This window comes from Streptomyces sp. MGP-BFMKR1, assembly GCF_057766585.1.
In genome coordinates this window covers 1505575-1521197 of sequence record NZ_CM173408.1, presented here as the reverse complement: position 1 = coordinate 1521197, position 15623 = coordinate 1505575, and the positions used below count along the sequence as shown (strand labels likewise).

At 71.7% G+C, this 15623-nt stretch carries 7 protein-coding genes; 5 read left to right on the top strand and 2 right to left on the bottom strand.

From position 1 onward, the window contains the following. Positions 1-100: 100 nt before the first annotated feature. The 5 genes from AC3CHW_RS05785 (at position 101) to AC3CHW_RS05765 (ending at position 11848) form a co-directional block, all read left to right on the top strand. Positions 101-7012: an SDR family NAD(P)-dependent oxidoreductase gene (locus AC3CHW_RS05785; protein WP_488469771.1), complete on the top strand. Its 6912-nt coding sequence runs from the start codon at positions 101-103 to the stop codon at positions 7010-7012. A 121-nt stretch (positions 7013-7133) separates the two neighbouring features. Beyond that, complete coding sequence (locus AC3CHW_RS05780) at positions 7134-8570, top strand: class I adenylate-forming enzyme family protein (RefSeq protein WP_488469770.1); 1437 nt, start codon at positions 7134-7136, stop codon at positions 8568-8570. A 131-nt stretch (positions 8571-8701) separates the two neighbouring features. After that, on the top strand, positions 8702-9646 hold the full coding sequence (locus AC3CHW_RS05775; protein ID WP_488470976.1) for an ACP S-malonyltransferase: 945 nt from the start codon (positions 8702-8704) through the stop codon (positions 9644-9646). A gap of 360 nt (positions 9647-10006) precedes the next feature. Further along, positions 10007-11686, top strand: a complete 1680-nt coding sequence (locus AC3CHW_RS05770; protein ID WP_488469769.1) for a flavin monoamine oxidase family protein — start codon at positions 10007-10009, stop codon at positions 11684-11686. A gap of 36 nt (positions 11687-11722) precedes the next feature. Then, positions 11723-11848, top strand: coding sequence for a hypothetical protein (locus AC3CHW_RS05765; protein ID WP_488469768.1), 126 nt, complete (start codon positions 11723-11725; stop codon positions 11846-11848). Between the two features lie 20 nt (positions 11849-11868). Here the strand turns inward: AC3CHW_RS05765 and AC3CHW_RS05760 are convergent, their stop codons facing one another. After that, on the bottom strand, positions 11869-12891 hold the full coding sequence (locus tag AC3CHW_RS05760) for an SAM-dependent methyltransferase (RefSeq protein WP_488469767.1): 1023 nt from the start codon (positions 12889-12891) through the stop codon (positions 11869-11871). Positions 12892-13451: 560 nt separating this feature from the next. Beyond that, complete coding sequence (locus tag AC3CHW_RS05755; RefSeq protein ID WP_488469766.1) at positions 13452-14888, bottom strand: acyltransferase; 1437 nt, start codon at positions 14886-14888, stop codon at positions 13452-13454. Positions 14889-15623: the final 735 nt, after the last annotated feature.

Genomic DNA, 15623 nt, shown 5'->3' with positions numbered 1-15623 from the left:
CCGCCCGCGCCGACGGCCCGCGGGCGGGCGCCCCACGCCGCGGCCGAGGCCGGCCCGGCCCACAGCTTTGACGCAGGGTTTTACCCAAGGCAGGAGTTAGGTGAGCACCATGTTGAACGGGTCCAGTGACTCGGGAGATTCCATCGCGCAGGCTGGACCGGACCGCGACGAGAGCCCTGAACCGCCCTCACTCGGTCCGGACTTCCACGACCTGCCGGACCACGAACAGCGCAGGGTCCTGTTCGACCTGGTACGCGCACACGTCGCCGCGGCGCTGCGGTCCGACTCACCGCGCACGCTCGACGCGGAGAGCTCGTTCCTCGACCTGGGACTGGACTCGCTCGCGGCGGTCAACCTGCACCGAGGACTGGTCGCCGCCACCGGGCTCACCCTGGAGGTGTCACTCGCCTTCGAGTACCCGACACCCAGTCAGCTCGTGGACCACCTCCACCGGAAGCTCTTCCCCGTGGCCACGGACGACGCCGCTCCCGCGCGTGCCGTCGTGGGCTCGGACGACCCCATCGCGATCGTCGGGATGAGCTGCCGTTTCCCCGGCGGTGTCAACAGCCCCGAGGACCTGTGGAAGGTCGTCTCCGAGGGCGTGGACGCCATCACGCCGTTCCCCACCGACCGCGGCTGGGACCTGGAGGCGCTCTACAGCCCGGACCCGGACCGCCCCGGCACCAGCTACGCGACCGAGGGCGGGTTCATCCACGACGCGGCCGAGTTCGACGCGGAGTTCTTCGGCATATCGCCGCGTGAGGCGCTCGCCATGGACCCGCAGCAGCGGCTGCTGCTCGAGACGAGCTGGGAGGTCTTCGAGCGGGCCGGAATCGACGTGACCAAGCTGCGGGGGAGCCGCACCGCGGTCTTCACCGGCGCGGAGCACCACGACTACGGGCCCCACCTGCAGAGCACCAAGAGCGGCCTCGAGGGCTACGCGCTGACCGGCATCGCGGGCAGCGTCGCCTCCGGGCGCATCTCCTACACCTTCGGCTTCGAGGGCCCGGCGTGGACCGTGGACACCGCGTGCTCCTCGTCGCTGGTCTCCGTGCACCAGGCGGCGCAGTCGCTGCGCCAGGGCGAATGCGACCTGGCGCTCGCCACCGGCGTCGCCACCATGCCCACCCCGGGTGACTTCATCCTCTTCAGCCGCCAGCGCGGGCTCTCCTCCAACGGGCGCTGCAAGGCGTTCGGCGCCGAGGCCGACGGCACGTCCTGGGCCGAGGGCGTCGGCGTCCTCCTGGTGGAGCGGCTCTCGGACGCTCGGCGCAACGGCCACGAGGTGCTGGCGATCGTGCGTGGCTCCGCCGTCAACCAGGACGGCGCCAGCAACGGTCTGACGGCCCCCAACGGGCGCTCCCAGCAGCGCGTCATCCGGCAGGCGCTGGCCAACGCCGAGCTGACCGCGGACCAGATCGACGTGATCGAGGCGCACGGCACCGGAACCTCGCTCGGTGACCCGATCGAGGCGCAGGCGCTGATCGCCACGTACGGCGAGAGCCGCCCGGAGGGGCAGCCCGTGTGGCTGGGCTCCCTCAAGTCGAACATCGGCCACACCCAGGCGGCGGCCGGTGTGGGTGCCGTCATCAAGATGGTGATGGCCATGCGCCACGGCATCCTGCCCAGGACGCTGCACGTGGAGGTGCCGACGCCGCACGTGGACTGGGCGTCGGGCGGTGTGGCGCTGCTCGCCGAGCAGCGCGCCTGGCCGGAGACCGGGCGGCCGTTCCGGGCCGGTATCTCCTCGTTCGGCATGAGCGGCACCAACGCGCACGCCATCATCGAACAGGCCCCGCCGCCGGAGCCGGCCCCCGCCACGGACGCCGACACGGACGCCGACGCCGACACGGACGCGGCTTCCCAGCCCGTGTCCTGGCTGGTGTCCGCCAGGGGCGAGGAGGCGCTGCGGGCGCAGGCCGCGCGGCTGCGCGAGCACGTGGTGCGCCACCCCGACGCGCGGCCGGTCGACGTCGGATGGTCGTCCGCCGTGACACGAGCCGCGCTCGAACACCGTGGCGTGGTGGTGGCGTCCGACCGTGAGGGGCTGCTGCGCGGCCTCGCGGCGCTCGCCGAGGAGACCGACGCGCCGGGCCTGGTGCGGGGCAGGTCCACGGCGCAGCGGGTGGCGTTCCTGTTCACCGGCCAGGGCGCCCAGCGACTGGGCATGGGCCGTGAACTCTACGAGACCTACCCGCTCTTCGCCGACGTGTTCGACGAGGCGTGCGACTACCTGGACGTGCGCCTCGGGGCCTCCGTGCTCGACGTGGTCTTCGGCCCCGATGACGACGCCGCCGCGACCGCTGACGAGCTCAACCAGACGATGTTCACCCAGGCCGGGCTGTTCGCCTTCGAGGTGGCCCTGTTCCGCCTGTTGGAGTCCTGGGGTGTGCGCCCCGACTTCCTGATGGGGCACTCGGTGGGCGAGATCGCCGCGGCCCACGTCGCCGGGGTGCTGTCCCTGGAGGACGCGTGCGCCCTGGTGGCGGCCCGCGGACGGCTGATGCAGGAACTGCCCGAGGGCGGCGCCATGGTGGCCGTCCAGGCATCGGAGCATGAGGTGGCCGAGAGCCTGAAGGGCCGCGAGGACCAGGTGTCGCTGGCGGCGCTCAACGGCCCCACCTCGGTGGTGCTCTCCGGCGACGAGGACGCGGTGCTCGACGTCGCCGGCCACTGGGAGGCCCAGGGCCGCAAGACCAAGCGGCTGCGGGTCAGCCACGCGTTCCACTCCCCCCGGATGGACGCCATGCTGGCGGAGTTCGGCCAGATCGCCGCCTGCCTGCCGTACGCGGCCCCGGCCATCCCGGTCATCTCCAACGTCACCGGCGATGTCGCGGGCGCCGAACTGGCCACCCCGGAGTACTGGGTGCGCCATGTGCGGGAAGCGGTCCGCTTCGACGACGGTATGCGTCGCCTCGCCGACCTGGGCGTGACGACGTGCGTGGAGCTGGGCCCCGACGCCGTGCTGACCGCGATGGGCCAGGACTGCCTGGACGCCGTCGACGCCGACGTGGCCTTCGTGCCCCTCGCCCGCTCCGGGCGGGCCGAGGCCCAGACGCTGGCGGAGGCGGTCGCCACCCTGTACGCCAACGGCGTCGGCGTGGACTGGGACGCGGTGTACTCCGGGCGCGGTGCGCGCCGCGTCGCCCTGCCCACCTACGCCTTCCAGCACAAGCGGTACTGGCTTGAGGCGGGCGGCGCCGTGACCGGCGACGCCCGGAGCGTCGGCCTCGGCAGGGTGGACCACCCGCTGCTCGGCGGCCTCACCGAACTGGCCGAGGGCGACCGTACGGTGCTGACCGGACGCCTGTCGTTGCAGACCCACCCGTGGCTCGCCGACCACGCCGTGGCCGGCGGAGTGCTCTTCCCCGGCACCGGATTCGTGGAGCTCGGCCTGCTCGCGGGCGTCGAGACCGGGGCGGGACGGCTCGGCGAACTCACCCTGGAGACCCCGCTCCTCCTGCCGGAGCAGGGCGGCGTCCGCGTCCAGCTCGTGGTCGGCCCCGCCGACGAGTCCGGCTCACGGCCGCTGGGCGTGTACTCGCGCTCCGACAGCGACGAGCCGGGGGAGGAGTGGGTGCGGCACGCCCAGGGCGTCCTGGAGACGGACAGCGGCGCCGCGGTCACCGACAGCCTGCTCCAGTGGCCCGTACCGGGCGCCGAGCAGGTGCCGATGGAGGGCTTCTACGAGGGCCTGGCCCAGGCCGGCTACGGGTACGGACCGGTCTTCCAGGGCCTGGAGGCGGTCTGGCGGCTGGACGGCGACGTCTACGCCGAGGTGGCGCTGCCGGACTCGGCCGCCCAGGAAGCCGGACGGTTCGGCCTGCACCCCGCCCTGCTCGACGCCGCTCTGCACGCCATGGAGATGGGCGACTTCGGCGGCGAGAGCGGACGCGTGACCCTGCCGTTCTCCTTCACCGGGGTGAGCCTGCACGCGGTGGGCGCCGGACGGGTGCGGGTGCGGCTGCGCCCGCGGGGCAAGGACACGGTCGAGCTGCTGGTGACCGACGCCACGGGCGCGCTCGTCGCCTTCGTGGAGTCGCTGGTGGTGCGGGAGGTGGCGGCGGAGCGGTTCGCGTCCGGGCCGCGCTCCACCGGCGGCGACGGAACGCTCTTCCGGGCCAACTGGGACGTGCTCGCCGCCGCCCGTGGCGGCGACCGGACCGAGGCCGGTGTGTCCACGGCCGTGGTCGGCGCCGACCGGGCGCGGGTGGCCGAACTGCTCGCCGCCTCCGGTGTCGAGCACGCCGAGTACACCGGAGTGGACGCGCTCGTCACCGCCCTCGACGAGGGTACCGAGATGCCCGACGTGGTCTGGGCCTGGTGCGGCGCGGACCCGGACGCCGACGATCTCGCCGACGCCGCCCGGAAGGCCACCCACCGGGCGCTGGCCCTGGTGCAGTCCTGGCTCGCCGATGACCGGTTCGACGGTTCCCGACTGGTCGTGGTGACCCGGGACGCTGTCGCCGCCGGACCCGGCGACGGCGTCGCCGGACTGTCCAACGCCGCCGTGTGGGGACTGGTGCGCTCGGCGGCCACCGAGAACCCGGGCCGGTTCCTGCTGGTGGACCTCGACCGCCACGCCGAGTCGGTCACCGCGACCGCCGGTGTGGTGACCACGGCGCTGGCGGCGGGCGAGCACGAGGTGGCGGTCCGCACCGGCCAGGGGCTGGTCCCCCGGCTCGCCAGGAACGCCTCCGGGCGGGTGCTCGAAGCCCCCGCCGGCACCTCGGCGTGGAAGCTCGGCACCACGGGCGGCGGCACCCTGGACAACCTCGCGCTGCTGCCCGACCCCGCGGCCGAGGCGCCGCTGGCCCCCGGATACGTCCGGATCGCGGTGCGCGCCGCCGGTCTGAACTTCCGTGACGCGCTGATCGCCATCGGCATGTACCCCGAGGACGACGCCACCATGGGCGGCGAGGGCGCCGGTGTGGTCCTGGAGGTCGGCCCGGGCGTGACCGACCTGGCCCCCGGAGACCGGGTCATGGGCATGATCAACGCCTCGTTCGGGCCCGTCGCGATCGCCGACCGGCGGCAGCTCGTCCGCATGCCGCGCGGCTGGACGTTCGCGCAGGGCGCCTCCGTGCCGGTGGTCTTCCTGACCGCCTACATCGGCCTGGTGGAACTCGGCAAGCTGCGGGCGGGCGAGACCATCCTGGTGCACACCGCCACCGGCGGTGTGGGCATGGCGGCCGTGCAGCTCGCACGCCACCTCGGCGCCGAGGTGTACGCCACGGCCAGCCCCGGCAAGTGGGACACCCTGCGGGCGATGGGGTTCGACGAGAAGCACATCTCCTCCTCCCGTGACCTGGACTTCGAGCCGCGCTTCATGGAGGCGACCGGCGGCCGGGGCATGGACATGGTGCTGGACTCGCTCGCCCGCGAGTTCGTCGACGCCTCCCTGCGGCTGATGCCCAGGGGCGGGCGGTTCCTGGAGATGGGCAAGATCGACGTGCGCGACCCCGAGGTCGTCGCCCAGGACCACCCCGGGGTGGAGTACACGGCGTACGACCTGGTCGCGGCCGACTACGACTGGGTCCAGCGGATGCTGGTCGAGTTGGTCGAGCTCTTCGACAGCGGTGCGCTGCACCCCATCCCGGTGACGGCGTGGGACGTGCGGAGGGCCCCGGACGCGGTGCGGTACATCAGCCAGGCCCGGCACATCGGCAAGAACGTGTTCACCATGCCCCGAACCCTCGACCCCGAGGGCACGGCACTGGTGACCGGCGGCACCGGCGGCCTGGGCCGCGAGGTGGCACGCCATCTGGTGGCCGAGCGCGGGGTGCGCAACCTGGTGCTGGTCTCCCGGCGCGGGCCGGACGCGGAGGGCGCCGCCGACCTCGCGGCCGAACTGACCGAGGCGGGCGCGTCGGTGACACTGGCGGCCTGTGACGTGGCCGACCGCGCCTCGCTGGAGCGGGTGCTGTCCGACATACCCGCCGACCACCCGCTGACCGCGGTCGTGCACGCGGCGGGCGTACTCGACGACGGTGTCATCGACACCCTGTCGCCGAAGCGGATCGACGCGGTCTTCGAGCCGAAGGTCGACGCGGCGTGGAACCTGCACGAGCTGACCCGGGAGACGGACCTGGCGGAGTTCGTGATGTTCTCCTCCGTCGCCGGTGTGTTCGGCAGCCCGGGACAGGGCAACTACGCCGCCGCCAACTCGTTCCTGGACGCGCTCGCCGCACACCGGCGCGGCCTCGGCCTCCCGGCGGTCTCACTGGCCTGGGGCCCGTGGGAGCAGGCCGGCGGCATGACCGGCACCCTCAGCCAGGCGGACATGGTGCGCATGGCGCGCGAGGGCATGGCGCCCCTGTCCATGGCGGGCGGTCTGCGGCTGCTGGACGCCGGCGCCAGGAGCGAGGACGCCCTGCTCGTGCCGATGCGACTGGAGACCTCCGCGCTCAGCGGCGGCCAGGCCGACATCCCCACGCTGCTGCGCGGTGTGGTCCGGGCGCGGAGCAAGGCGGCGGCCGGCGGGAAGGCGACCGCCCCCGAATCGGCCAAGGTACGGCTGGCCGGCCTGAGCGGAGCCGAACTGGAGCGGGCGCTGCTCGACCTGGTGCGCGGCAGCGCGGCGATGGTGCTGGGGCACAGCGGCGCCCAGTCCATCGAGCCCGACCGCTCCTTCCAGAACCTCGGCTTCGACTCGCTGGCCGGCGTGGAGTTCCGTAACCGGCTGAACTCGGCCACCGGGCTCCGCCTCCCCTCCACGCTGATCTTCGACAACCCCACGCCCGCGGCGCTCGCCGAGTACCTGCGCGGCCGGGTGGCGACGGACGGCCCGGCCGAGCCGGACGTCGACCCGGAAGAGGCCAGGATCCGTGCCCTTCTGACGTCGATCCCGCTGGAGCGGCTGCGCCGCGCGGGCCTGCTCGACACGCTCACCGAGCTGGCGAGCGGCAAGGACCAGGTCGAGAAGGACACCGAGGAGAAGGAGACGAACTCCATCGACGCGATGGACGACGACGACCTGATCGACATGATGCTCGGCGACCTCGACACCTGACGACCCGCGAGTCCCCCCGGAGACCTCCGGGGGGACTCGCGGTACCGGCCCACGGCTCGCGGAGGTCGCCGTCGTGGGGCCCACCCCAGGACTTTCAAGAAGAAAGGCTCAGTGAAACCCGATGACCGCAAAGGTCTTTGCGACGGAAGCGGTGCATTCGCTTCCCGAGTTCGAGCAGAGGGCCCTGACCATCGCCGAAGCGCTCCGCGAGCGCGGGGTCGGTGACGGCACCCGGGTCATGCTCAAGGCCGGCAACTCCGCCGGCTTCGTCGGGGTCCTCCTCGCTCTGATGCACACCGGCGCGTCGATCGTCATGGTCGACCACCAGGAACGACCGGACGCCACCCAGCGCATCTGCGACCTGGCCGGGGTCAAGGTCTGCGTGGTCGACGACGACACGCCGATGCCCGCGAACAGCCCGGCCCGGGTCACCGTCTACGAACTGCTCGCGGCGTCCATGGAGTACACCCCCGCCGAGCCGCGGCTGTCCCTCGACGCCTGGTGCGAGCTGCCCGACGGCCTGATCATGTGGTCTTCCGGCTCCACCGGGGAGCCCAAGGGCGTCGTCAAGACCGGGGCGAAGTTCCTGAAGAACCTGGAGCGCAACGCCCAGCAGGTGGGCCACCGCCCCGATGACGTCCTGCTGCCGCTGCTGCCCTTCTCCCACCAGTACGGGCTGTCCATGGTGCTCATCGCCTGGCTGGTCAAGTGCTCGCTGGTCATCGCGCCCTACCGGCGGCTGGACCGGGCGATGATCATGGCGGGCACCTGCGGGGCCACGGTGGTCGACGCCACCCCGGCCAGCTACCGCAGCATGCTCAACATGATCGGCCGCAAGCCCGCCCTGGCGGACGAGCTGTCCGGTGTCCGGATGTTCTGCAGCGGGGCGGCCCCGCTGGACCCGGGCCTGGTCGCCGACTACGTCAGCCGGTTCGGACTGCCCCTGCTGGACAGCTACGGCAGCACCGAGGCCGGGAACGTGGCCTTCGCGACCGATGACAACGCGGTCGCCTGCGGGCGGGCCGTCGAGGGCCTGAAGCTGCGGATCGTCGACGACGAGGGCGCCGTCCTGGCCTCCGGCGAGGTCGGGGAGATCCAGGTCCACTCGCCCGACCTGATGGAGGGCTACCTGGCGGAGGACGGCACGGTCACCCCCGTCGACCCCGCCAGGACCGACTGGTACCCCACCGGCGACTTCGGCTATCTGGACGGCGGGGACAACCTCTTCGTCCTCGGCCGGAAGTCCGCGGCGCACCGCAACGGCCACACGCTCTACCCCGACATCATCGAGCACAAGCTGGCCGCGGCCGGCTGCCTGGTCAAGGTCGTCCCGATCCCCGACGAACAGCGCGGCTGCCAGCTCTTCTTCTTCGTGGAGGACGAGCAGCAGCGCGAGCCGCGGCACTGGCGGGAGCCGATCACCTCCGTGCTGCCCGACGTCGAGCACCCCAACCGCATACACGTCCTGGAGCGATTCCCCCTGAACCGCAACGGCAAGCCCGACAAACGACAGCTCGAGCAGCTCGCTCTCGACCTGGCGCCGCGAGCGAAGGCATGACCGAGCAGCGGGCCACCGAGCCGCAGGCCACAGAGGCGCAGACCATAAAGCCGCAGGCCACCGAGCCGCAGGCCACCGAGCCGCAGGCTACCGAGGCGCGGACATCCGATCCGGAGACCAGCCGTACGGCGATGGTCTTCCCCGGGATGGGGCCCTTCCGCTTCACCGACGTGGGCGAGTTCCTGCTGACCAACCCCCACGCCCGGCGCCGGCTCGCCATCGCCGACGAGGTGGTGGGGTACTCCGTGTTCGACCGGTACCGCCAGTCGGACGCCGACGAGGAGGAGCAGTACAGCGCGCACACCCAGATCGCCTTCCTCACGGTCTGTCTCGCCCTCGCCGACTGGGCGGAGGAGACGCTGGGAGAGCGGCCCGAGCTGTGCGCCGGGCCGAGCTTCGGCCAGCGGGCCGCGGTGACCTACGCGGGGTCCCTGCCGTTCGAGGAGACCGTGCGACTCACCGCCGAGCTGGCGCGCTGCGAGGAGGAGTACTTCCGGCAGGAGCACCGTGACGCGGTCACGCACTGCGTGATCCACACCCCCGAGGAGCGGCTCCGGGAGGCGCTGGCCGAACTGGACGCCGAGGGGGAGTGGCACGACGTCTCCGGCTACATCGACCAGGGCTTCTACCTCGTGTCCCTGCGCGAGCCCGTGCTCGACCGGTTCAAGAAGCGCATCGGCGAGCTGGGCGGATACAACATGTACACCATGTGGCCGCCCGTGCACGCCCCGGCGTTCGGCGCGCTGCGCCGCAAGGCGGAGGAGGAGGTCCTGGCCACCTTCGAGGTGGCCGACCCCAAGCTGCCGATCGTCGCCGACCAGAACGGCGAGCTGCTGACCGGCGCGGACGGTGTACGCACCATGCTGCTCGACACCTTCGACCACCCGATCCGCTGGCCGGACATGGTGGAGACGATGCGGGAGCAAGGCATCACCAGGGTCTGCGTCGCGGGCCCGGACAACCTCTTCGGCCGGGTGAACCGCACCGTGGACAACTTCGAGGTCGTGGCCATCGACGCCCGCAAGGCGATGCGCCCGCGGGTCCGGCAGCGGAGCGCCCGCCGGGTGAGGCGGTGATCGTGGGCGCTGCTCCCAGGCAGCGCCCACCATGCCGCTGAGCGTCGCGGACGTCGCCGCTGGACGTCGTCCCGCGGGGTACCCGCCTCCCACCTGGTGCCACTCACGTGTGCGCGTCCAGGACGGGCAGGCGGGCCATGGCGCTGGCCCCGACTGGTCGGTGCCGGACGGCCGTGACCAGCAATTCCCTAGAGTCCTCCGTCCTCGCTGGTCTGTGCCCCGCGTGCCGTGCTGGGCTATGGATCGCACACCCACCACAGGGAGAAGCCATGTGTGATGCGCGAGGTTCGGGTCTGCTACCACGGGGAAGGGCCGGTCGGCCCGACGCGGGCCCCGGCGTGGCGAGGGGATAGGCCCGACATGCTCCTCACCACCCCCTACGAGAACGGCCCGACGAGCCCTCCCATCACCATGCTCGCCCCCGACTTCCCCTTCGCCTACGACGACTGGCTGAGCCACCCGGCGGGCCTGGGCAGCGTCCCGGCCGACGCTGTGGGAACCGAGGTCGCGATCGTCGGCGGCGGGATGGCCGGGCTGGTCGCCGCGTACGAACTGATGCGGATGGGACTGCGTCCGGTCCTCCACGAGGCGGAACGCCTGGGCGGCCGGATGCGCTCCGTCGGCTTCGACGGGTTCCCGGACGAGGTGGCCGAGTTGGGGGCCATGCGGTTCCCGCTCTCGGCCACCGCGCTGTTCCACTACGTCCGCACGCTGGGCCTGCGCACCACGCCGTTCCCCAACCCGCTCAGCCCCTGCACCCCCATGACGGTGCTCGACATCGGCGGCGCCAGCCACTGGGCCCGGACCGAGGCGGATCTGCCGCCCGTCTACCAGGAGGTCGCTGACGCCTGGGACAAGACGTTGCGCGAGCGGGCCGACATCTGGGTCATGCAGGAGGCGATACGCACCCGGGACACGGCCACGATCAAGGCGATGTGGAACCGCCTCGTGCCGCTGCTGGACGACCAGTCCTTCTACGGCTTCCTCAGCTCCACGCCCGCCTTCGCCTCCTTCCGGCTCCGTGAGCTCTTCGGGCAGGTCGGCTTCGGCACCGGCGGCTGGGACACCGACTTCCCCAACTCGATGCTGGAGATCCTCCGCGTCATCTACACCGAGGCCGACGTCGACCAGCAGATCATCGAGGGCGGCTGCGAACAGGTACCGCTGGGCCTGTGGCGGCACGCTCCCGAGGGCCTCGCGCACTGGCCGGCCGGTACGTCGCTCGCAGCGCTCCACGAAGACCGGCCCCGGCCCGCCGTCACCGCGCTGCGCCGCGCGGGGGACCGTATCGAGGTCACCGACGCCGACGGCCGGACGCGCGCCTACCGGGCGGTGGTCTTCACCGGGCAGCACCGGCTGCTGAACAGCCGGGTCGCCTGCGACGACGCGCTGCTGCCCGGGCCGGTCCGGTCGGCGATCGAGCGCACCCACTACATGAGTTCCTCCAAACTGTTCGCGCTCACCGACCGGCCGTTCTGGCTGGACGTCGACGCCGCTACCGGGCGGGACGTGATGGGCATGACGCTCACCGACAGGCTGCCGCGTTCGGTGTACCTCTTCGGCCGGGGCCCCGACCGACCCGGAGTGATGTGTCTCTCCTACACCTGGAACGACGACTCGCAGCGGGTCGCCGCGCTGTCCGCCGAGGAGCGGCTGGAGGTCGTCCTGCGCTCGCTCGGCGAGATCTATCCGGGCGTGGACATCCGGTCGCACATCATCGCGCCGCCGGTGGCCGTCAGTTGGGAGAACGAACCCTGGTTCACCGGAGCCTTCAAGGCCAACCTGCCGGGCCACTACCGCTACCAGCGCCGCCTGTTCACCCACTTCATGCAGGGTGAGCTGCCCGAGCACCAGCGGGGCTTCTTCCTGGCCGGCGACGACGTCTCCTGGACCGGCGGTTTCGCGGAGGGAGCGGTCACCACGGCGTTGAACGCCGTATGGGGTGTCGTACGTCATCTCGGCGGCGGCTGCCATCCGGCCAACCCCGGACCGGGGGACGCGTTCGACGAACTCGCGCCCCTGGAACTGGACGAGCTCTGACCCGGGGCACCACGGAGAACACGAGGAAGCGGTCCCGTGCGCACCGGCACACGGGACCGCTTCCGTGTCGTGAAGGGCGGGCACCGGGCCCGTCAGGCCCGGGTGACCACCGCGACCCGGTCCACGGTCGGTGGCTCCCAGCCGTACGCCACCGACCGCTGACCTCCGCGCACCCGGCGGGCCTACGGCCGTACCGCCGCCGCGTCCGACGGCTGCCCGGCCCGGCCGTCACGGGCGGGCCCGGCCGGTTCGGCGGCGCCGAACAGGGCCTCGTGCAGGGGCGACTGGCGGAACGCCGATCCGCCGTAGAGCGACTCGGCCGTGACCGGGACGCGCCGTCCGTCGGCGTGCTGTACCGTTCCGGCGAACCGGTACTCCGGGTGGACCCCGTCGGCACTCAGCTCGCACGAGACCTCCAGCTCGATCACATCGCCCGGGGCGAGGGAGATCCGCTCGCCGGCCAGCAGCGGTACGTACACCGGCAGCCAGTTGGTCGGGGTCGCCAGCGTGTCGAGGTGCTCGCCACCGCGCCGGCCCTGCAGGTCCAGCCAGAGCAGCAGCCCGTCGACCCCGCCCGGCCGGGTCGCGGTCAGCCGCAGCTCGCCGCTCTGCCGGAAGTCGCCGTCGTTGAACCGCAGATCCTCGACGTCCCCGGTGGTCGAGCGGATCGCGTCGTACCCGATCCCGCCGACGCACATCCGCAGGTCGAAGAAGCTGTCGGCCGCGCGGAAGACCGACTGCACGTACGGCACCACGCTCTCCGACACGCCGGGGCCGTCGGGCATCAGGTCGGCGAGGCAGACCGTCGCGGCCAGCGTACGGACCCGGTGCGGCACCACCTGGGCGCCCGGTGACAGCAGCCGCTCCCGGGCATCCTCGATCACCCGGGCCATGCCCTCGGAGCCGCCGATGCAGCCCACCACCTCGGCGACGCACAGATCCGCCCGCTCCGCGAGCGTCACCTCGGTCGATAACCCCGGCACGACGCTGATCCGGCCCGGCGCCCGGTCCCGGGCCAGTTTCTCCGCGCGGCGGGCGCTGTCCTCCAGGCTCTCGATGGCGACGACGCGGTCGGCACCGGCGTCCGCGGCACACAGCGACCAGAACAGATCGGGCCCGCAACCGATCTCCAGCACCGTGGCGCCAGGCGCCTGCCGGGCGATGGCCTCCCGGAACACCGCGTTCCGGGGTTCGTCGGCGAGCATGGCCTGATAGACGAACGCGTCGTATATCGGGTATTCGCCGATTGACGGAAACAGGTGGGGTCGAGCCGGGTCCAGCTCAGGCCCGGTGACTCTCACCCGCGCCTCGCGATCACCGACCACCAGAGTTGCCCATTCGCTGCCCATTCGAAGCCTTTCCTCGGCCGTATTCCGCCCGGTCGCGTCGCGGGTGGAGGTCATATCCATGATGGGCTTCCGGAAATGACCGGCCAAGGGCGCGGAATGGCTCCTGAGTAAAGCCCTAGACTTCGCGGTTTCGCTGGCGGGCGCGTACGTCGGCGGTATCCGGTCGCTCGCCGAGGCGGGCCAGCCGCTCCACATGTGCGCAGCGCGTCGGAATGCCCCCATTTCAGAACCGAATAAAGGGCGATAATCGGCCAGCCAGGCAACCATTCCACGCCAGAGGTGCCCCTGTCCCAGACAACCCCGGGACTCACGAGTGTCGACGTAACCCTCCCGCTCCACGGGCGGGAACGGTCATCCGCCAGCGTGTCAGCGCTACGCGTACCCGCTCGGGATAACGGCCAGGAGGCCGCGGGTAATCAGTGACGCGTTGCCATATCAGTCGTACGCGCGGGCGGAGTGGCGTCCATGAAAGTCAGCGGGAATACCTCGCCGGAATCCGCGTAACGGTGGAACCGGCCGGCCCAGGACGGCTCCTGAAGGGCGCGGACCTGGGCACGGGGCAGTGCCATGTGTACGTCGCGGGCGCCGTCCTCGGCGGCCGGGGTCGGCGCGATGTGCACGGTCCAGGGAACCACCATGGAGGTGAAGTCGTACCAGAAGGGGGCGCCCTGCCCGAAGTCGATGCCGTAGAAGGGCAGCTTCGACCAGTTGTTGATCGCGATCGTGCTGTCGAACGAGTCCAGGGCCATCGTGGTCATGACGCGCTTGATGCGCCCCGCGTCGCGTTCGGCGCAGAGAAACGCCACTTCCTCGCGGATTCTCCGCTCCGTGTTCTCGGCGTGGGACGCGCGGACCGCCGCGGCGACCTCGCCGAGGGGGCGGGAGCGCAGTTCGGCCGCGGTCATCCCGGGCCGGGTGTTGGTGACGGCGTTGCCCCAGTAGTCGTCCGGTACGGCTCCACCGGCGAACGAACGGAAGTCGGCGATGAGGCCGAGCCTCTCCTCGCTCGCGTCGGGGCGGTCGCGCAGCGCGCCGAGGACTTTCCAGAGGTGGGCGGTCAGCGCGTCGTTGGTCGACACCCACTGCTCCGTGCCCGCGAGGTCGGCCATCGCGGTGGCCTTGATGGTGGCCAGTTCGTCCGCTGTGAAGCGGGTGGTCACCGTCGTCACGCTGCCGAGGCTGCCGCGCAGGATGCGGCCCATGAAGGCGGCCTTCCGGCCTCGCTCCATGACCGTGAGATGGGCACCGCCCGTACGGGTGTCACCCGTGGCCGACGCGCCGAGCGCGTCGATGACTCCACGGTCGTGGCTGGGCCTGGAGTACCCGAGGCCCCGGTGCTCGCGCGCCCAGCACTCCAGGAAGCTCATGAAGCTGGACCCGTCGGCCACCGCGTGGTTCATCGTGAGGCCCAGAATGCTGCCCCCGCCTCTCATATGGGTGAGCTTCACCGTGAAAAGCGGCGTATCGCGGTCAACCACCCAGAACGGCATGGCGTGACTGAGATGGCGCTCCAGCCCCTTTTTCGCCGTATGGCGGGGCCCGTAGTCCGGCATGGGCACGGACGCGTGTGCCTCGACGAAGCGCACACCGGCGTCGTCGCAGAGCACGCTGAGACCGCCGTCGGAATCCCTCTTCATGCGGCCGGCAAGGATCGGGAAGTCGCGCAACGTCCTGCCGAGGGAGGCGCGGAGCGCCTCGCCGTCGAGTGTCTCCCGGTAGAAGAAGACACGGGGCGTATAGATCGTGCCGATGAGCATGTCGTAAATGCTCAGCCGTATGCGGTCACCGCTCGCCTCTCCAGCACGTACGGTGAACGTTCGCTTGGCGCGGCTCTCGGTGGCGGATGCCGTCATATTCACACGCTCTTTCGTCCGGACCGAACACGCTGTCGCGTCGACGCGTTGACCCTAACGCCCGATCGTGAGCGGTCTCCTGGAATGGAACCGGGTTTAGGGAACCCCCCACTTCTGTCGAATTCGAACCTCCCCGGGGGACGTGGGCGTGTTACGGGGCGTCCGGCGGCCCACGCGGCGCAGCCGCGTGCCGATGCTGCGGGGGCGTGGGCCCCGCGCGGGCGAGGTGGGCGGTCAGGGCGAGGGGAGGAGCCGGAGGCTTGGTGGGTGCACATCGCGGCGGAGGAGCGAGTGTGAGCCACGCGGACTGCCAGCCGAGCCAGAAGAGGACAGATCTTGTGCACCGTGTGGTGTTAGAGCTGCTGTTGGGCGGGATCTCGGAAGGTTTCACGGTGACGCACGCCGAACCTCGTACGGGGCACCACACTCGGTGCTGCGACCCGAACCACCCCGAGGGCTGTGACCACCGTGAATCGAGGTGCCGGACTGTCTGGTGGTGCGGGGCGAGCCCGGCGTAGGAGGCGAGGTGGGCGGCGCCGGAGTGAGGCGGGGACGGCCGGGAAGTTTCTGATGGATCTCCGTGGGAAGGAGCGGCCTCCGGCGCGTGCTCTGGGTCCCGCCCCGGCCGGAGGTTGGGGGAGTGCCCGGCGTGGTCCCGCGTACTGGACATACTTGGGTCTGTGCCCGGCGTGGCGAGTGGGGGTGTCCCCTGCTCGAAGAGTCGGGGGAGCGTGC